Origin of the sequence: Nonomuraea sp. NPDC047897 (genome assembly GCF_043204415.1) — a bacterium.
In the GTDB taxonomy this organism is placed as follows: Bacteria; Actinomycetota; Actinomycetes; order Streptosporangiales; family Streptosporangiaceae; genus Nonomuraea.
In genome coordinates this window covers 26,441-43,806 of record NZ_JBIDCC010000027.1, presented here as the reverse complement: position 1 = coordinate 43,806, position 17,366 = coordinate 26,441, and the positions used below count along the sequence as shown (strand labels likewise).

The following is a 17,366-nucleotide window of genomic DNA, read 5'->3' as shown; positions in this document are numbered from 1 at the left end:
GCCGGCAAGACCGGCACCAACAACAACAACAAGGAAGCCTGGTTCGTCGGCTTCACCCCGCAACTGTCGACCGCCGTCGGCATGTTCCGCCAGGAATGCAAGACCAAGAGCGGCAAGGTCGTGCCGCCGAAGAACGACATCTGCCCGGTGACCAAGGGCAAGAGCACGCGCTACAACGACCAGAATCCCTACAGCACGCCGTACGAGAAGCCCCTCGGCACCGGGTTCCAGGGCGGCAGCTACTCCGCGGCCATCTGGAAGACCTTCATGACCGAGGCGATGAGGAACGTGCCCGTCGAGCAGTTCCCCGAGCGGGTCGACGCCGGAGTCACCGAGGACCTCGCGCCCAAGCCGATCCCCACCCCGACGGCCACCAAGGACCCGCTGGAGGAGCCGGACCTCGACGCCACCTGCGAGATCGGCCCGTGCGACGACGGTGAGATCATCACGATCGACCCCAACGAGATGGGCACCATCGACGACGGCGACGGCAGCGTGCTCGGCGGCGGCGCCCTCGGCGACGGCACCTTCGGCGGCGGCGGCTACGCCTATCCCGAGCAGACCCGGGCGTCCACGCCTTCACGGCGCGAAACCCCGTGAAGGCGGTCACGGAGGTGCGCCCGCCGCTGACCGCGCGGGTCGTCCCGTACCTGCCCCTGGGGCTGTTCGCGGCCCTGGGGGCGAGCCTCGCCTACGTCTTCCGGCTGCCCTGCCGGACCGGCGGCTGGAACGACCAGACCACCGTCTACACCAACTTCTGCTACACCGACATCTACCCCCTCTACTTCGACCGGCAGCTCGCGGCGGAGAACCCCTACTTCGCGCAGGTGCCCTTCGACAAGCACGTCGAGTACCCGGTGGTGCTCGGCGAGGTCATGCAGGCGTTCGCCTGGGTCGCCCGCCTGCTGGAGCCGGGCCCCCGCGCCCTGGTGGAAGCGGCCCAGGCGACCCTGTTCTACGACGTCACCGTCGTCTTCCTCGGCATCTGCCTCGTCGTCGGCGTCCTGCTGATGGCCGCGGTGGCCGGGCCGACCCGGCGCTGGGACGCCCTGTGGTACGCGCTGGCCCCCTCGGTGATCCTGGCCGCGTACATCAACTGGGACCTCGTCGCCGGCGCGCTGTCCATGGGCGTGCTGCTGGCCTGGGCGCGCAAGCGGCAGGTGCTGGCCGGCGTGCTGCTCGGGCTGGCGATCGCGACGAAGTTCTATCCGCTGATGTTCGTCGGGGCGCTGTTCCTGCTCACGCTGCGCACCGCGCGCTGGCGGCCGTTCCTCGTGACGATGGGCGCGGCGGTGGCCGCCTGGCTGGTGGTGAACGTCCCGTTCATGGTGCTGGCCTGGGACGGCTGGCGGCGGTTCTACGTGTTCTCGCAGGAGCGCGGCGTCGACTGGGGCTCGCCCTGGCTGTTCTTCCAGAACAAGGGCTGGCCGGTGCTCGGCGAGATGGACGTCAGCACCCTCGGCATGGCGTCGCTGCTGCTGCTGTGCGCGGGCATCGCCGTGCTCACCCTGGTCGCCCCGCGCCGGCCGCGGCTCGCGCAGATCTGCTTCCTCGCGCTGGCCGCGTTCATGATGACGAACAAGGTGTGGTCGCCGCAGTTCGTGCTCTGGCTGGTGCCGCTGGCCGTGCTGGCCAGACCCAACTGGAAGCCGCTCGCGCTGTGGCAGGTCGCCGAGGTGTGGTACTTCTTCGCGATCTGGCTCTACCTGGTCGGCCAGCCGCCGCTCGACCGCGACGACCTGGGCATCGGTGACGACACCTACTTCACCGCCGTCTGGGGCCGGGTCATCACGATCGGCATCATGATGGCGTTCGTGGTGCGCGACATCCTGCGCCCGCACAAGGACCTCGTCCGGCAGGGCGACGTCGACGACCAGGGCGGCGGCGTCTTCGACGGAGCTCCCGACCGGTTCACGCTGGTCGCCGCCTCCAGGTGATCACCCGCTCGGCCGGTCGCGACGCCCTGCTGCTGTGGCTCGCCTCGCGGGCCGGGCTGGTGGTCGCGACGCTGCTCGGGGCGGCGCTGCACGACTACGTCGGCAGATGGCAGCAGTGGGACGCGGGGCTGTTCGTCACGATCGCCCGGTACGGCTACGACGGCGACCCGGGCAGGCCACCCGACGCCGGGCTGCCCGCCTTCTTCCCCGGCTTCCCCATGGCACTGCGGCTGGCGCACCTGGTGGTGCCCGACTGGACCGCGGCCGGGTTGCTCGTCTCGCTGGCGGCCGGGGCCGTGGCCGTGGTCGCCCTGGCCCGGCTGGCCGAGTTCGAGGGCGCCTCCGGCTGGATCGCCGTGCTGGGGTTGCTGCTCTGCCCGACGGCCGTGTTCCTGACCGCCGGATACAGCGAGTCGCTCTTCCTGGCGTTCGCGATCCCCGCGTGGCTGGCCGCCCGGCAGGGCCGCTGGCCGCACGCCGTGCTGCTCGCCGCCGGCGCCTCGTGCGTGCGGATCACCGGGCTGTTCCTGGCGGTCGCGCTGGCGGTGGAGTTCGTCGCCGGCCGGTCCCGGGGAGCCGCCGTGCCGGTCTCGTGGCGGCAGGCGCCGTGGCTGCTGGTGCCGTTCCTGCCGCTGGTGGCGTACTCGGCCTACCACTACACCCGGTCCGGCAACTGGTTCGCGTGGAAGGACGCGCAGGAGGCCGGGTGGGGGCGGGAGCTGGTGTGGCCGTGGACCTCCTGGAGCACCACCTGGAACGCGGCCCGGGGCGGCGACGACTTCGCCGTGGCCTTCCGCATGGAGATCGCCGGAGCGGTCGTGGCCGTGCTGGCCCTGGCCTGGCTGGTGGCGCTGGGCCGGTGGAGCGAGGCGGTCTACACCGGGTTGCAGGCGGCGGCGCTGATGACCTCGGCCTACTACCTGTCGATCCCGCGCTCGCTGCTGCTGTGGTTTCCGCTGTGGGTGGCGCTCGCCCGGCTGGCCACCCGGCGGCCGTGGGTGATCGTGGTGTACGCCGCGGTGGCGGGGCCGCTCATGCTGCTGGGCACGCTGCGTTTCCTGGGCGGAGCCTGGGCCGGCTGATATCCGTACCCACTTCTGTGGATCAGTAATCCAGGGAAGTTATCCACAGGCTGTGTGTTTTGGCTACAGGTTCTTCCGCAGGAAGGCGATGTCGTCGGCCTGGCCCTCACCCGGCGTCTCCACCACGATCGGCGCCCCGGCCGCCCGGCACACCGCGAGGATCAGCTCGGGGTCGATGCGGCCCCTGCCGAGGTTGGCGTGCCGGTCGGCGCCCGAGTCGAAGTCGTCACGCGAGTCGTTGCAGTGCACCAGGTCGATCCGCCCGGTGATCGCCTTGACCCGGTCGACCAGGTCGACCAGCTCCTCGCCGCCCGCGTGCGCGTGGCAGGTGTCGAGACAGAAGCCCACGTCGAAGCCGTCGAGCGCGTCCCACAGCCGGGCGACGCGCTCCAGCTTGCGCGCCATCGCGTTGCCGCCGCCCGCGGTGTTCTCGATCAGCACCGGGATCGGGCACTCCAGCCGCTCGAACACCTTGCGCCAGTTGTCGAAGCCGGCCTGCGGGTCGTCGTTCTTGTTGACGTGGCCGCCGTGCACGATCAGGCCCTTGGCGCCGAGCCCGGCCGCCGCCTCCAGGTGCTGGGCGAGCAGCTTGCGGCTGGGAATCCTGATGCGGTTGTTGGTCGTGGCCACGTTGATCAGGTAGGGCGCGTGGATGTAGACGTCGACGCCCTCCACCGGCCTGGCCGGCAGCACGGGCTTGTCGTAGCCCTGGGGATCGCCCAGGAAGAACTGCACCACCTCGGCGCCGACCGCGGCGGCGTGGGCGGCGGGGTCGTCCTGGCCGACATGAGCTCCGATGGGCACCATGCGACCGAGCCTATCCGTTTGACGGGACCGTACCGGGGCAGTCGCAGGGCACCCCCCGAACGAGGAGAACGAGAGATGTCCCGCTGGCGCGTGCGCTCCCTGGTCTTCCTGGTCTACGTCGCGATCGGCGTCTACGTGGCGTGGGCGTACGACTACATCACCCCGGCCGTCCTGAGGGACGTCGCCGAGGCGTTGCTCGCCGTCTTCCTGTGGTTCCTCGTCCTGCTGGGCGTGGACCTGAACATCGGCTGACGACCCAGGCGGCGGCCCGCCGGCGGACGGGCGCGCGGACCACGGGCGCGCGGACGCCGCCCGGCGGGGCGCCGGGCGGCGGGGAGCGGCGGCGTCAGGGCAGGAAGCCGCCGCGGGCGATGCCGAGCGCCACGCCGACGAACGCCGCCACCAGCCCGACGATGTTGAGCGCGCGCTGCGCCGTGGTCGCCGAGATGTACTGGGAGTAGAGGCCGGTGCCGAAGCCGAGCGCACCCGCCCACGACGCGACCACGTGACCGCCGGGGAAGAACGTCGCGACGAACGCGACGAGGCCCAGGGAGAGCGTGGCCACCGCCAGGATGTTCTCGACCGGGTGGGGTCGCCCGTCGGTGTTGAGCGTGGGCCTGAACCGCTCGTTTTCGGAAGGTTGAAGGATGTGTGGCACAACTATCACCCCCTTGTTCCTTGAGGCCTTCCCACCTGTGCACGGCTGGTAACCTGGTCAAGCTGCGCTGTGATGGGTGACCCGTCACCCCGGAGGCCGAAAGGGGCGCTCCGGGTCCAGGCGTCAGCGTCCTCCTGTCACGGCAGAGCGCCGTGACCGCAAGAGTCCAGAGGAGGTTGGAGTCCCGCATGCGTCGTTACGAAGTAATGGTCATTCTGGACCCTTCGCTCGATGAGCGCACTGTCGCGCCGTCCCTCGACCAGTTCCTCACCGTGGTCCGCAACGACGGCGGCACCGTGGAGAAGGTCGACGTCTGGGGCCGTCGCCGTCTCGCCTACGACATCGACAAGAAGTCCGAGGGCATCTACGCCGTCATCGACCTGTCCGCGGAGCCCGCGACGGTCAAGGAGCTCGACCGCCAGATGAACCTCAACGAGGGCATCCTGCGCACCAAGGTTCTCCGCCCCGACGTGCACTAAGCAGTCCGTCACCCGGCTTTTTGTCGGGCGGCGGCCGTACTCTGAGCCGTAACCAAAGCGAAGGCGTGCAGGAAGGCGAGCGCTGGCCATGGCAGCAGGCGACACCGTAATCACCATCGTCGGCAACCTTGTCGACGACCCGGAGCTACGCTTCACCCCGACGGGGCAGGCGGTGGCCCGGTTCCGCATCGCGTCCACTCCGCGGTTCATGGACCGCCAGACCAATGAGTGGAAGGACGGCGAAAGCCTGTTCCTGACCTGCAACGTGTGGCGGCAGGCGGCGGAGAACGCCGCCGAGAGCCTCCAGCGCGGCATGCGGGTCATCGTGCAGGGGCGGCTCAAGCAGAGGTCTTACGAGACCAAGGAAGGCGAGAAGCGCACGGTCTACGAGGTCGAGGTCGACGAGGTCGGCCCGTCCCTGCGCAACGCCACCGCCAAGGTCAACCGCACCTCCCGTCAGGGCGGCGGCGGTGGCGGCTTCGGCGGCGGCCCCGCCGACGACCCGTGGGCGTCCGCGTCGCCCGCCCCGCCCCAGGGGGGCGGCGGCTTCGGCGGCGGTGGCGGCTACCAGGGCGGCGGCGGCCAGGGCGGCGGCCAGCAGGGCGGCGGCTTCGGCGGCGGCAACGACTTCAGCGACGAACCGCCTTTCTAACTCCAGTTCACCAGCCCGAGTCCATTCCCGCTTGACGGCGGGGCTCTGAAAGGAGCACCACGATGGCTAAGCCGGCACTGCGCAAGCCCAAGAAGAAGGTTTGCCTGTTCTGCCACGACAAGATCTCCTACGTCGACTACAAGGACACGGCCCTGCTGCGGAAGTTCATCTCCGACCGTGGCAAGATCCGTGCGCGCCGGGTGACGGGCAACTGCACCCAGCACCAGCGTGACGTGGCGACCGCGATCAAGAACGCCCGTGAGGTGGCCCTGCTGCCTTACACGAGCACCGCGCGCTAAGGAGGTCTGTCGACATGAAGCTCATCCTCACCAACGAGGTTTCCGGCCTCGGCGCCCCCGGCGACGTCGTCGAGGTCAAGGACGGCTACGGCCGCAACTACCTCATCCCGCGCGGCTACGCCATGCGCTGGACGCGTGGCGCCGAGAAGCAGATCGAGTCCATCAAGAAGGCTCGTGACGCGCGCGAGATCCGCGACCTGGGCACGGCCAAGGAGGTCGCCGGCCAGCTCGGCGCCCTGCGTGTCCGGCTCACCACCCGCGCGGGCGACTCCGGCCGCCTGTTCGGCTCGGTCACCACGGGCGACATCGCCGACGCGGTCAAGGCCGCCGGCGGTCCCACCCTCGACCGCCGCCGCATCGAGATCATCAACCCGATCAAGAGCGTCGGCTCCCACAAGATCAGCGTCAAGCTGCACCCCGAGGTCTCGGCCTCGGTCGACGTCGAGGTCGTCGCCGGCTGAGTCCGGCGTCGCCTTGTGCAAGCGGCCCCTGCTCCCACCGAGCGGGGGCCGTTCGCATGTCCGGGAAGACGGGCGTCCGGTCGGACGGAAGCGCCATGACTGGAGTCAAGCTGGGCGGTATGACCCCAGGTGGGGCGTATAGCCGATCGTGGCGGCCGTAGAATCAGGGGCGTTCTTCCCCGCGTCCCTTCTGGAGGCACCACCCATGGTCCGTCCCTCGACGCTGCTCGCGCTCGGCGCGCTGGCGGCGGCGGTCGTCGCGTGCGCACCCGCCGACAACACGGCGAGCACGACCGGCACCGCCGGCACCGCCACGTCCACCGCGTGCGGCAAGGACCAGCTCAAGCTCGTCAACGCCGGCAAGCTGACGATCGGCACCGACAAGCCCGCCTTCGAGCCGTGGTTCAAGGACGACGACCCCGCCAACGGCCAGGGGTTCGAGAGCGCCGTGGCCTTCGCGGTCGCGGGGGAGCTGGGCTTCGACCGTGACGAGGTGCAGTGGACCACGGTCAAGTTCGACTCGGCGTTCGCCCCCGGGCCCAAGCAGTTCGACTTCGACGTCAACCAGGTCTCCATCACCCCGAAGCGGGCGGAGGCGGTCGACTTCAGCAACGGCTACTACACCGTCAAGCAGGCCGTCGTCACGGTCGACGGCGGCAAGTTCGCGGGCGCGAAGAGCCTGGCCGAGCTCAAGGACGCCAAGATCGGCGTGCAGGTCGGCACGACCTCGTTCGCCGCGGTCAAGGAAGTCATCAAGCCCTCCGCCGACCCCCACGTCTACAACGACCAGATCGACGCGGTCACCGCCCTGAAGAACAAGCAGGTGGACGCGATCGTGGTCGACCTGCCCACGGCGTTCTACGTGACCGCCGCCCAGGTCGAGAACTCCAAGATCGTCGGCCAGTTCAGTGCGACGGGCGGCACGCCGGAGGAGTTCGGGCTGGTCATGCAGAAGGGCAGCCCGCTGAAGTCCTGCGTGGACAAGGCCGTGGACGCGCTGAAGTCCAAGGGCGAGCTGGCCAAGATCGAGCAGCAGTGGCTCGGCTCGGCGGCCGGCGCGCCCGAGCTCAGCTAGCCGACGACCGATGAGTGACATGCCCGCCGGCCCGGGCTGGGTCAAGAGCGACCGGCAGCGGGAGCGCGAGCGGGTCCGCAGATCGCGGGCCCGCCGCTCGGCCTCGATCGCGACCGCCTCCACGATCGTGTTCGCCGTGCTCGTCGCGGTGGTCGTGACCAACGCGCCGGGCTGGTCTCGTGTGCGGGAGGCGTTCCTCAGCGGTGAGGCCTTCGCCGACGCGCTGCCCGACGTGGCGTCGGGGTTCCTGGTCAACATCAAGATCTTCCTGATCGCCGAGCCGTGCATCCTCGTCGTGGGCCTGCTCGTGGCGTTCGCCAGGGGCGTCAAGACGCCCGCCTTCTTCCCGATCAGGGCGCTGGCCACCCTGTACACCGACGTCTTCCGTGGGGTGCCGACGCTCCTGGTGATCTTCCTCATCGGGTTCGGGGTGCCGGCGCTCAACCTGCAGGGCGTCCCCACCGACCTGGTCACGCTCGGCATCATCGCCCTGACGCTCTCCTACGGCGCGTACGTGGCCGAGGTGTTCCGATCGGGCATCGACTCGATCCATCCCAGTCAGGTGGCGGCGGCCCGCTCCCTGGGCCTCAGCCACGCCAAGACCCTGCGTCACGTCGTCCTGCCCCAGGCCACCCGCAGGGTGGTCCCTCCGCTGCTGAACGACTTCGTCTCGCTGCAGAAGGACACCGCGCTGGTGGCCACCCTCGGCCCGCTGGAGGCGCTGCGCCAGGCGCAGATCTACACTTCCGGCACGTTCAACTACACGTCCTACCTGGTGGCGGCGCTGCTGTTCATCCTGCTCACCATCCCCATGGCCAGGTTCACCGACCACCTGGCCGAGCGCACCAGGAGGAGGCGGGGAGCATGAGCCTGCTGACCATCGACGGCGTGTGGAAGCACTTCGGCGACCACAGCGTGCTGCGCGGCATCGACCTGGAGGTGCGCCCGCACGAGGTCGTCAGCCTCATCGGCGCGTCCGGCTCCGGCAAGTCCACGCTGCTGCGCTGCGTCAACCTGCTGGAGACCGTGGACGACGGGGTGATCCTGCTCGACGGCCGGGACATCACCGACCCGCGGGTGAACGTCGACGACGTGCGCAAGCGGCTCGGCATCGTGTTCCAGGCGTTCAACCTCTTCCCGCACATGACGGTGCTCGACAACATCACGCTCGCGCCGCGCCAGGTGCACGGCGTGCCGCGGGCGCAGGCGGAGGAGCGGGCGCACGACCTGCTGACCAGGTTCGGCCTGGCCGCCAAGGCGCGCGCCTACCCCGACCAGCTCTCCGGCGGCCAGCAGCAGCGGGTGGCGATCGTCCGCGCGCTGGCGACGGAGCCGATGCTCCTGCTGCTCGACGAGGTCACCTCCGCGCTCGACCCGACGCTGGTGGCCGAGGTGCTGGAGATCATCAGGGAGCTCAAGCAGTCAGGCATGACGATGATCCTGACGACGCACGAGATGGGCTTCTGCCGCGACATCTCCGACACCGTGTGCTTCCTCGACGACGGAGTGGTGCTGGAGCAGGGGCCGCCGGAGAAGATCTTCGGCGACCCGGAGCACGCCCGGACCCGGGACTTCCTGCGCGCGGTGGTCGAGGCGGGCCGGCTCTAGCGGCGGTGCCGGCCCCGCCCCGGAGCGGGGTCGGGGTGCGGCGTCGGCCGCGGTGCGGCCAGCAGACTGTGGCGTCGGCCGTACCCGAGGTAGACCAGCAGGCCGAAGGCCATCCACAGGGCGAACCACACCCACGTGATGACGTGCAGGTTCACCATCAGCCAGAGCGTCGCGAGCAGCGACAGGGCGGGCAGCACCGGCGACAGCGGCACGCTGAAGCCGCGCTCCAGGTGCGGCATCCGGCGGCGCATCACGATCACCCCGGCCGCCACGAACACGAACGCGAACAGCGCCCCCATGACGACGAGCTGCTCCAGCGTGAACACCGGCGCGAACACCGCCAGCAGGATTCCGATCCCGCCGATCACCAGCGTCACCCGCGAAGGCGTGTGGTAGCGGCGGCTGATCGCGGCGAGCCCGCGCGGCATGAGCCCGTCGCGGGCCATCGAGAACATGACCCGGGTCTGCCCCACGAGCAGCACGAGGATCACCGTGGTCAGGCCCAGCACCGCGCCGATGTCGATGACGTGCGCCATCCAGTGGACGCCCACACCGCGGAACGCGCCGGACAGCGGCGCGTCCACGGAGATGCTGGAGTACGGGATCATGCCGACCATGACCACGGCCACCGCGATGTAGATGACGGTGGCGACGACCAGGCTGCGGATCATGCCCTTCGGGACCGCCCGGGGCGCGTTGACGGTCTCCTCGGCCGCGGTGGCGACGATGTCGAACCCGATGTAGGCGAAGGCGATGGCCGGCGCCGCCGCGAAGATGCCGAACCAGCCGAAGGCGTGGCTCTGCCCGAGGAAGACGTCGAGCACGGTCGCGGACGGGGCGGCCAGCGGTTGGGGATCGGCGTGGAAGTCACCGAAGTTGGCCGGTTCGACGTGCGCGGCGCCCACGACGATGACGGCGCCGATGGCGAGCAGCTTGGCCGCCACCATGACCCACAGCGCGCGCAGGCCGATCCGCGCGTTGAGGGCGACGACGCCGGTGAGCAACGCCAGGATGAGCAGCACGAGCAGGTTCACGACCAGGTCGGGTGCGGGCAGGCCGACGCCGAAGTTCGCGAGGGCCCGCACGGTGAGTTCGCCCCACGCCCGGGCGACCACCGCCGCGGCGAGCTGGAGTTCGAGGATCAGGGCCCAGCCGATGATCCACGCCCACACCTCACCGAAGATCACATAGGTGAACGTGTAGGCGCTGCCCGAGGTCGGCATCGTCGAGGACAGTTCGGCGTAGCACAGGCACGCGAGCAGGGACGCGATGCCGGCGATCATGAAGGAGAGGATCACGCCGGGTCCGGCCATGGTGGCGGCCTGCCGGCCCGCGATGCTGAAGATGCCCGCCCCGATCGTCACGCCCAGGCCGAGCACGACGAGGTCGGCCGGCCGGTAGAGCTCGGCGAGACTGTGCCGGGCGCCCGTGCGCAGGCCGGTCGCCTCACTGGCGGGAAGACGTCGCAGGATCGTGGACACGGGGCACTCTCCGCTCGTGGAACTCGCCCACAGTGCCTCACCCCTCCTGCCACGGCAAGCACAGGACGGTTACGCCCCGGTCACCAGCCATGCCGTGCCGGTGGCCCGCCGTACCAGTGTGATCAGACGTGCGAACATCCACAGGCCGAGCGCGCACCAGAGCGCGACGATGCCGAGATCGGCCACCAGGAACGCGGCCGGCAGGTAGGCGAGCGTCGTCCACACACCCGCCCACGCGAGGTAACGCTGGTCTCCCGCGCCGATGAGCACCCCGTCGAGCACGAACACCACGCCGCACAGCGGCTGGAGCAGCGCCACCGGCCACAGTACGGCCAGCAGGTGCTCGGTGACCTGCGGGTCCGCGTCGAACAGCGCGGGCAGCAACGGCCTGGCGGCGAGCACCAGCACGGCCAGCACGGCACCCGACCAGACGCCCCAGCGCACCATGCGCCGGGTCGCCTCCTTGGTGGCCTCGGCGTCGCCGGCGCCGAGGCTGCGGCCGGTGATGGCCTGCCCGGCGATCGCGATGGCGTCCAGGGCGAGGGCCAGCAGCGTCCACACCTGCGTCGCGATGGCGTACGCGGCCAGCTCCGCCTCACCCATCCTGGTGGCGACCACGGTGGCGACGATGAGGACGATCCGCAGGCAGACGGTCCGGACGAGCAGGGCGACGCCGGCCGTGCCCGCCTGGCGCACCCCGGCCAGGTCGGGGAGCAGGGACGTGCCGAGCCGCCGCGCCCCCTTGACGACCACGGCCACGTACACGACGGCGCCGAGCGTCTGCGCCAGCACGGTCCCCCAGGCGGACCCGGCGATGCCCCAGTCCATGCCGAGGACGAACCAGGCGTTCAGCGCGGCGTTGAGCGCGAACGAGCCGATCGCCACGACCAGCGGGGTCGCGGTGTCCTGCAGCCCGCGCAGCACGCCCGTGCCCGCCAGCACGACCAGCATGGCGGGCGCGCCGAGCAGGCTGATGCGCAGGTAGGTCACGGCTTCGTCCGCCTGGCCCGGCGGCGCGCCGAACATCCCGACGATGGCGGGGGCGGCGGGCCAGCAGACCGCGACGAGCGCGACGCCGATGGCGAGGGCGAGCCAGATGCCGTCCACGCCGCCGCGCATGGCCTGCCCGTGGTTGCCCGCACCGCTCTGTCGCGCCACGGAGGCCGTGGTGCCGTACGCCAGGAAGACGCAGAGGTTGACCATCGTGGCCAGCACCGTGCCCGCCACGCCCAGGGCGCCCACGGCCGTGGTCCCCAGCCCGTGACCGACGATCGCGTAGTCGGCGAGCAGGAACAGCGGCTCGGCGACCAGCGCGCCGAACGCGGGCACCGCAAGCCGGAGAATCTCCTTGTCCTGGCGTGTAATGGGCATTTGGCTATTATGCCCATTACGGGGCATCTGGGGCCAACTTTCTTTTCTCCACAACCGGTGGATGAAGTCGTGCCTGCTCAGCGAGGGTGCGGTGGATGATCTTCCGGGTTATCCACAGGTTTCGTCCACAGTGCTTTCACACCTTGGGGACAGTCATGCACAGGCTGTCCACAAGGTTATCCACAGGCCGCGTTGCCGACGTCCCCCGAACCCGCGAAACTGTCAGCCCGGTCGACTACAAGTGGGGGTGGTGCGACCGCCGCAAGGGTTGTCGAGGGGGCGCGGTGAGCATTGACGAAGAGACCGGTGCGGGTCCCGGCTTCGAGCGCACGCCGCCCAGCAACATCGAGGCGGAGCAGTCGGTCCTGGGCGGCATGCTGCTGTCCAAGGACGCGATCGCCGACGTCGTCGAGATCATCAAGGCCGACGACTTCTACCGGCCCGCCCACCAGATGATCTACGACGTCATCACCGACCTCTACGGCCGCGGCGAGCCCGCCGACGCCGTCACCGTCTTCGACGAGCTGCAGAAGCGCGGCGAGATGGCCCGGGTCGGCGGCGCCGCCTACCTCCACACCCTGACCGCCGTCGTCCCCACGGCGGCCAACGCCGGCTACTACGCGAAGATCGTCCGCGAGCAGGCCATCCTCCGCCGCCTCATCGAGGCCGGCACCCGCATCGTCTCCTTCGGCTACGGCGGCAACAACGAGGAGGTCGACGACCTCGTCGACCGCGCCCAGGCCGAGATCTACAAGGTCACCGAGCGCCGCACCTCCGAGGACTACGCCCCGCTGGCCGACATCATGCCGGGCGCCCTCGACGAGCTGGAGGCCATCGGCAGCCGCGGCGGCCAGATGGTCGGCGTCCCCACCGGCTTCCAGGACCTCGACCAGCTCACCAACGGTCTCCACGCCGGCCAGATGATCGTCGTCGCCGCCCGCCCGGCCATCGGGAAGGCGCTCGCGCTCGACACGCCCCTCCCCACCCCGACGGGCTGGACGACGATGGGCGAGGTCCGGGTGGGCGACGAGCTGATCGGCGCCGACGGCAGGCCGACCCGCGTCGTCGCGGCCACCGAGGTCATGCACGACAGGCCGTGCTACGAGGTGGAGTTCAGCGACGGCACGGTGATCGTCGCCGACGCGCAGCACCAGTGGCAGATCGCCGCGCCGGAGCACACCGCCACGACGGCCGCGCACGACGTGGTCACCACCGAGGAGATCGCCGCGACGCTGCGGCGCGCCACGGACGGCCGGCCGCCCGACCACGCCGTCGCGGTCTCGGCCGCCTTCGAGCTCGACGAACGGGACCTGCCGCTCTCGCCGTACGCGCTCGGCGTCTGGCTGGGTGGCGGGGAGACCTCCGCCGCCCGCCCGGCCACGACCGAGCCCGAGATCATCGCCGGCCTGGGGAGCGAAGGTCTCAGCGAGGGCGTCCTGCGGACCCTCGGCGTGCTCGACGACAGGCACGTCCCGCAGCCCTACCTGCGCGCGTCCAGGCGCCAGCGCCACGACCTGCTGGCCGGCCTGCTCGACACCGGCGGTCACGTCGACCGCTCCGGTCGGATCCGGTTCGCCGTGACCGACCGGCGGCTGGCTCACGACGTGCATGAGCTGGTCCTCAGCCTCGGTCACCGGGCGACGATGCGCACCCGACCGGTCGAGGGCCGCACGGAGTCGCCCGCCACCCGCTACGTGATCAGTTTCACCACGGCGGAGAAGGTGTTCCGCCTGCCCGGCAAGGCGGAGCTGCATGCCCGCACCGCGCACCCCGCCCCGCGCGTCCGGCACATCGTGGACGTGCGCCCCGTCGAGTCGCGGCCCGTGCGCTGCGTCGAGGTCGACAACGCCGACCACCTCTACCTCGCGAGCAGAAGCTGCATCCCCACGCACAACAGCACCCTCGGGCTCGACTTCGCGCGGTCGGCGGCCATCAAGCACGGGATGACCACCGTCATCTTCTCGCTGGAGATGTCGCGCAACGAGATCACCATGCGTCTGCTGTCGGCGGAGGCGCGGGTGTCGCTGCAGTCGATGCGGTCCGGCATGATGAGCGACGACGACTGGACCCGGCTGGCCCGCCGGATGAGCGAGGTGGCCGAGGCGCCGCTGTTCATCGACGACTCGCCCAACATGTCGATGATGGAGATCCGGGCCAAGTGCCGGCGGCTCAAGCAGCGCAACGACCTGAGGTTCGTGGTCATCGACTACCTCCAGCTGATGAGCTCGCCGAAGAAGACCGAGAGCCGCCAGAACGAGGTGTCCGAGATCTCCCGTGCCATCAAGCTGCTGGCCAAGGAGCTCGAAGTCCCGGTCATCGCCATCTCGCAGCTCAACCGTGGCCCCGAGCAGCGCACGGACAAACGCCCCCAAGTGAGCGACCTTCGCGAATCTGGATCCATCGAGCAGGACGCCGACATGGTCATCCTGCTGCACCGGGAAGACGCCTACGAGCGGGAGTCGCCGCGGGCCGGTGAGGCCGACCTGATCGTGGCCAAGCACCGTAACGGTCCCACGGCGACCGTCACCGTCGCCTTCCAGGGCCACTACAGCCGCTTCGTCGACATGGCCCAGCACTAGCCGGACCTGATGGTGGGCGGATATTGGTTCGCCTGCCGGGTCGTCCGGCGCGAAGATGCCTGAGTGTGACGCTTCACGAGAACGAAGTCCCCATCGACGAGGTGATCGTCAGCTCGCTGCTGGCGGCGCAGTGCCCGCAGTGGGCCGGCCTGCCGTTGTCGCCGGCGGGCGCGGGCACGGACAACGTCATGTACCGGCTGGGTGACGACCTGCTCGTGCGACTTCCGCGGACGGCTGACAACGCGCGGTCCGTACGGAAGGAGCAGGAGTGGCTTCCCCGCCTGGCGCCACTGCTCCCGCGTCCGGTCCCGGAGCCGGTCCACGCCGGCGCGCCCACCCCGGCCTTCCCGCTCTCCTGGTCGGTCTACCGCTGGATCGACGGGAACGAAGCCCGGCGGGACACCGTCCAGGACTGGGCCGCCTTCGGAAGCGACCTGGCGGAGTTCGTGCGCGAGCTGCACGGCATCGACCTGATGGGGGCGGCCCGCGTGGGCGACCTCAGCTGGTACCGCGGGGGGCACCTGCGGGAGTGCGAGGGATGGGTCGGCTCCTGTTTCGCAGCCTGCCGGACGAGATGCGGTGCGGAGCTCGACGTCGAGACCCTGGAACGGTTGTGGAACGCCGCGCTCGCCCTGCCCGAGCCTGCCGGAGCGCAGGTGTGGCTCCACGGCGACCTCAAGCCCACCAATCTCCTGGTGCGGGAGGGTGAGCTGCACGCGGTCATCGACTTCGGGAGCCTGTCGGTCGGTTTTCCCGACGCCGAGCACTCCACCGTCTGGGACCTGCCGCCCCAGGCACGACAGGCTTACCGGAACGTCCTGAACCTTGACGAGCTGACGTGGGCCCGCGCCAGGGCGTGGGCCATCGCGGTGGCCGTCAGCGGAATCTCGTACTACTGGCACAGTTATCCCGCCTTCGTCGCCGAATGCCGAGCACGACTGCAAGCGATCCTCGCCGACGTCGCGGCACGCTGAGCGGCACGTCCCGAGGGACGTGTCCGGCGGCGGGCGCCGCTCAGCGGACGATGCGGTCCCGCGCCCGGCGTAGGGCGGCCACGATCACCTCCTCGCGCTGGGGGTCGAGGCGGACCATGGGGATGGAGCAGCTCAGCGCCTCGGCCGGAGCGGCCCCGAAGTCGAGGGCGACGGCGAAGCAGCGCAGGCCGATGGTGGATTCCTGCTCGTCCACGGCGTGTCCGCGGCGGCGGATCTCCTCCAGTTCGGCGCGCAGCGCCGGCCGGTCGGTGATCGTGTGGACGGTGCGCGCCTCCAGGGTCTCGGGGAGGAGCGCGTCGACCTCCTCCCAGGGGCGTCCGGCGAGGATGGCCTTGCCGAGCCCGGTCGTCCAGCAGGGCAGGCGCCGGCCGGGCCGGGAGACGACGGCGAGGGAGTGCCGGGAGATGTGGGTGGCCAGGTAGACGACCTCGGCGCCGTCGAGGCGCGCCAGGTGGATGGTCTCTCCGAGGTCGTCGTGCAGCGCGTCCATCACCGGCTGCGCCCGCTTGACGACGTCGTCGCGCTCGACGTACGACTCGCCGGCGCGCAGCGCGCGGATGCCCAGGCGGTAGCGGCCGGTCCCGTCCGTCTCGACCCATCCGGTCTGCGCCAGGGTGGTGAGCAGCGCGTAGCCGCTGGCGCGGGGCAGCCCCAGGTCGGTGGTCACCTCGCGGAGCGTGCGCGCCTCCTTGGCCGCGCTGAGGTATTCGAGGACGGCGATGGTCCGCTCGGCGGACTTCACGCTCCGGACGCCCCCGGCCTCGATCGGCTCGGCCGCCTGGGCTGGGACGTATGGCCCCATCTGTCCACCTCTTGACGTTTCCGGAAACAGCGACTTAATGTCTCGGGCTACAAGTATAGACGCCGTCTTCATATGTAGACAAGAGGTTTCCGTTGATGTCCGCTGCCGTTTCGCGAGTCGCCTCTCTCTCCGGTCTGCTCGCGTTCCCCGTCACGCCGTTCACGGACACGGGGGATCTGGATCTGCCTCGATTCAAGGACCACCTCACCGCCATGCTCGCCGCGAAGCCCGGCGCGATCTTCGTCGCCTGCGGCACCGGGGAACTCGCCTCGCTGACCGCCGCCGAGCACGAGGCCGTGGTCCGGACCGCCGTCGAGCACGTGGCCGGGGCGGCGCCGGTGCTCGCGGGCGTCGGCGGCGGCACGCGGACGGCCGTGGACCTCGCCGGCACGGCGCAGGCCGCCGGAGCCGACGGCCTGCTGGCGCTCCCACCATACCTGCAGGTCGGCCCGCCGGCCGGGCTCGTCGCCCACTACCGGGAGGTGGCCGCGGCCACGGATCTCGACGTCATCCTCTACCAGCGCGGCACCGCGATCTTCTCACCCGGCGCGGTGGCCGAGCTGGCCGAGATCGGCAACATCGTCGCCCTCAAGGACGGGTACGGTGACATGGAGTTGCTCCAGCGCATCCGCACCGCCACCGGCGGCCGGCTGGCCCTGCTCAACGGCATGCCGACCGCCGAGATCTTCGCCCGCGCCTACGCCGGTCTGGGCGCCCGCGCCTACTCCTCGGCGGTGCTGGCCTTTCTGCCGGAGGTCGCCGGCGCGTTCTTCACCGCGTTCGAGAACGACGACGAGGCGACGCAGGACCTGCTGCTGCGCGAGTTCTACGCCCCGCTCGCCGAACTGCGCGACACGACCCCCGGCTACGCCGTCGCCCTGGTCAAGGCCGGTCTGGAGATCCGCGGTCGCTCCGCGGGCCCCGTCCGCCCGCCGCTGGCCGACGTCTCGCCGGAGCACCGCGAGCAGCTCGCCCGCATCATCGACCGCGGCCTCGCCGCCATCAGCGCGACGCCGGTCGCCTAGCACGTGGCCGTCCCGGCACCGGGATCAGGCTGTTTCGGAGGAATCATGATCAAAA

At 70.5% G+C, this 17,366-nt stretch carries 18 protein-coding genes and 1 pseudogene; 14 read left to right on the top strand and 5 right to left on the bottom strand.

Features of this window, described 5'->3' with window-relative positions; all coding sequences use genetic code 11:
- The 3 genes and pseudogenes from ACGF0J_RS37165 to ACGF0J_RS37155 all read left to right on the top strand — a co-directional run.
- Positions 1–600, top strand: a pseudogene (locus ACGF0J_RS37165) (hypothetical protein); the annotation flags it as partial.
- Positions 597–1,937 (top strand): glycosyltransferase family 87 protein, encoded by a 1,341-nt coding sequence (locus tag ACGF0J_RS37160; RefSeq protein ID WP_393153841.1) that lies wholly within the window; start codon positions 597–599, stop codon positions 1,935–1,937. The pseudogene ACGF0J_RS37165 and the gene ACGF0J_RS37160, both read left to right, overlap by 4 nt.
- Positions 1,934–3,019 (top strand): mannosyltransferase family protein, encoded by a 1,086-nt coding sequence (locus ACGF0J_RS37155; protein WP_393153839.1) that lies wholly within the window; start codon positions 1,934–1,936, stop codon positions 3,017–3,019. The genes ACGF0J_RS37160 and ACGF0J_RS37155 overlap by 4 nt, the downstream gene beginning before the upstream one ends.
- A 63-nt stretch (positions 3,020–3,082) precedes the next feature.
- On the opposite strand, the gene ACGF0J_RS37150 is transcribed toward ACGF0J_RS37155, so the two are convergent.
- Positions 3,083–3,826 carry a deoxyribonuclease IV gene (locus ACGF0J_RS37150; protein ID WP_393153837.1) on the bottom strand — a complete coding sequence of 248 codons (744 nt, stop codon included), beginning with the start codon at positions 3,824–3,826 and terminating at the stop codon, positions 3,083–3,085.
- A gap of 75 nt (positions 3,827–3,901) precedes the next feature.
- Between ACGF0J_RS37150 and ACGF0J_RS37145 the strand changes: the two genes are divergently transcribed.
- Positions 3,902–4,078: a hypothetical protein gene (locus ACGF0J_RS37145; protein WP_393153835.1), complete on the top strand. Its 177-nt coding sequence runs from the start codon at positions 3,902–3,904 to the stop codon at positions 4,076–4,078.
- 94 nt (positions 4,079–4,172) lie between these two features.
- Here the strand turns inward: ACGF0J_RS37145 and ACGF0J_RS37140 are convergent, their stop codons facing one another.
- On the bottom strand, positions 4,173–4,484 hold the full coding sequence (locus tag ACGF0J_RS37140; protein ID WP_393153833.1) for a hypothetical protein: 312 nt from the start codon (positions 4,482–4,484) through the stop codon (positions 4,173–4,175).
- 188 nt (positions 4,485–4,672) lie between these two features.
- Here ACGF0J_RS37140 and rpsF point away from each other — a divergent pair, with 188 nt between their 5' ends.
- The 7 genes from rpsF to ACGF0J_RS37105 all read left to right on the top strand — a co-directional run bounded on the left by rpsF (position 4,673) and on the right by ACGF0J_RS37105 (position 9,058).
- Entirely contained in the window at positions 4,673–4,963 is a 291-nt protein-coding gene (gene rpsF, locus ACGF0J_RS37135) for a 30S ribosomal protein S6 (RefSeq protein ID WP_026214314.1), read from the top strand.
- 88 nt (positions 4,964–5,051) lie between these two features.
- A complete protein-coding gene (locus tag ACGF0J_RS37130) occupies positions 5,052–5,615 on the top strand; it encodes a single-stranded DNA-binding protein (protein ID WP_393153831.1) in 564 nt (187 codons plus the stop codon).
- A gap of 62 nt (positions 5,616–5,677) precedes the next feature.
- Complete coding sequence (rpsR, locus tag ACGF0J_RS37125; RefSeq protein WP_020543048.1) at positions 5,678–5,914, top strand: 30S ribosomal protein S18; 237 nt, start codon at positions 5,678–5,680, stop codon at positions 5,912–5,914.
- Positions 5,915–5,928: 14 nt separating this feature from the next.
- On the top strand, positions 5,929–6,375 hold the full coding sequence (rplI, locus tag ACGF0J_RS37120; protein WP_393153829.1) for a 50S ribosomal protein L9: 447 nt from the start codon (positions 5,929–5,931) through the stop codon (positions 6,373–6,375).
- A 205-nt stretch (positions 6,376–6,580) separates the two neighbouring features.
- A complete protein-coding gene (locus tag ACGF0J_RS37115) occupies positions 6,581–7,450 on the top strand; it encodes an ABC transporter substrate-binding protein (protein WP_393153827.1) in 870 nt (289 codons plus the stop codon).
- A 10-nt stretch (positions 7,451–7,460) separates the two neighbouring features.
- Positions 7,461–8,318, top strand: coding sequence for an amino acid ABC transporter permease (locus tag ACGF0J_RS37110; protein ID WP_393153825.1), 858 nt, complete (start codon positions 7,461–7,463; stop codon positions 8,316–8,318).
- Positions 8,315–9,058, top strand: coding sequence for an amino acid ABC transporter ATP-binding protein (locus ACGF0J_RS37105; protein ID WP_393153823.1), 744 nt, complete (start codon positions 8,315–8,317; stop codon positions 9,056–9,058). The genes ACGF0J_RS37110 and ACGF0J_RS37105 overlap by 4 nt, the downstream gene beginning before the upstream one ends.
- Here the strand turns inward: ACGF0J_RS37105 and ACGF0J_RS37100 are convergent.
- Positions 9,055–10,539, bottom strand: coding sequence for an APC family permease (locus ACGF0J_RS37100; RefSeq protein ID WP_393153821.1), 1,485 nt, complete (start codon positions 10,537–10,539; stop codon positions 9,055–9,057). The two genes, ACGF0J_RS37105 and ACGF0J_RS37100, sit on opposite strands and share 4 nt — an antisense overlap.
- Before the next feature lie 69 nt (positions 10,540–10,608).
- A complete protein-coding gene (locus tag ACGF0J_RS37095) occupies positions 10,609–11,910 on the bottom strand; it encodes an MATE family efflux transporter (RefSeq protein ID WP_393153819.1) in 1,302 nt (433 codons plus the stop codon).
- Positions 11,911–12,194: 284 nt separating this feature from the next.
- Between ACGF0J_RS37095 and dnaB the strand changes: the two genes are divergently transcribed.
- Both dnaB and ACGF0J_RS37085 read left to right on the top strand, forming a co-directional pair.
- Positions 12,195–14,489, top strand: coding sequence for a replicative DNA helicase (gene dnaB, locus ACGF0J_RS37090; RefSeq protein WP_393153817.1), 2,295 nt, complete (start codon positions 12,195–12,197; stop codon positions 14,487–14,489).
- Positions 14,490–14,554: 65 nt separating this feature from the next.
- Positions 14,555–15,463: an aminoglycoside phosphotransferase family protein gene (locus ACGF0J_RS37085; protein WP_393153815.1), complete on the top strand. Its 909-nt coding sequence runs from the start codon at positions 14,555–14,557 to the stop codon at positions 15,461–15,463.
- A 40-nt stretch (positions 15,464–15,503) separates the two neighbouring features.
- Here the strand turns inward: ACGF0J_RS37085 and ACGF0J_RS37080 are convergent, their stop codons facing one another.
- Positions 15,504–16,286, bottom strand: a complete 783-nt coding sequence (locus ACGF0J_RS37080) for an IclR family transcriptional regulator (RefSeq protein ID WP_393153813.1) — start codon at positions 16,284–16,286, stop codon at positions 15,504–15,506.
- 95 nt (positions 16,287–16,381) lie between these two features.
- Between ACGF0J_RS37080 and ACGF0J_RS37075 the strand changes: the two genes are divergently transcribed.
- A complete protein-coding gene (locus ACGF0J_RS37075) occupies positions 16,382–17,311 on the top strand; it encodes a 5-dehydro-4-deoxyglucarate dehydratase (RefSeq protein WP_393153811.1) in 930 nt (309 codons plus the stop codon).
- Positions 17,312–17,366: the final 55 nt, after the last annotated feature.

Coding starts and splice junctions, on each gene's coding strand:
- ACGF0J_RS37150 (WP_393153837.1), bottom strand. CDS start 3,826: ATGGTGCCCATCGGAGCTCATGTCGGCCAGGACGACCCCGCCGCCCAC.
- ACGF0J_RS37145 (WP_393153835.1), top strand. CDS start 3,902: ATGTCCCGCTGGCGCGTGCGCTCCCTGGTCTTCCTGGTCTACGTCGCG.
- rpsF (WP_026214314.1), top strand. CDS start 4,673: ATGCGTCGTTACGAAGTAATGGTCATTCTGGACCCTTCGCTCGATGAG.
- ACGF0J_RS37130 (WP_393153831.1), top strand. CDS start 5,052: ATGGCAGCAGGCGACACCGTAATCACCATCGTCGGCAACCTTGTCGAC.
- rpsR (WP_020543048.1), top strand. CDS start 5,678: ATGGCTAAGCCGGCACTGCGCAAGCCCAAGAAGAAGGTTTGCCTGTTC.
- rplI (WP_393153829.1), top strand. CDS start 5,929: ATGAAGCTCATCCTCACCAACGAGGTTTCCGGCCTCGGCGCCCCCGGC.
- ACGF0J_RS37115 (WP_393153827.1), top strand. CDS start 6,581: ATGGTCCGTCCCTCGACGCTGCTCGCGCTCGGCGCGCTGGCGGCGGCG.
- ACGF0J_RS37110 (WP_393153825.1), top strand. CDS start 7,461: ATGAGTGACATGCCCGCCGGCCCGGGCTGGGTCAAGAGCGACCGGCAG.
- ACGF0J_RS37105 (WP_393153823.1), top strand. CDS start 8,315: ATGAGCCTGCTGACCATCGACGGCGTGTGGAAGCACTTCGGCGACCAC.
- ACGF0J_RS37095 (WP_393153819.1), bottom strand. CDS start 11,910: ATGCCCATTACACGCCAGGACAAGGAGATTCTCCGGCTTGCGGTGCCC.
- ACGF0J_RS37080 (WP_393153813.1), bottom strand. CDS start 16,286: ATGGGGCCATACGTCCCAGCCCAGGCGGCCGAGCCGATCGAGGCCGGG.
- ACGF0J_RS37075 (WP_393153811.1), top strand. CDS start 16,382: ATGTCCGCTGCCGTTTCGCGAGTCGCCTCTCTCTCCGGTCTGCTCGCG.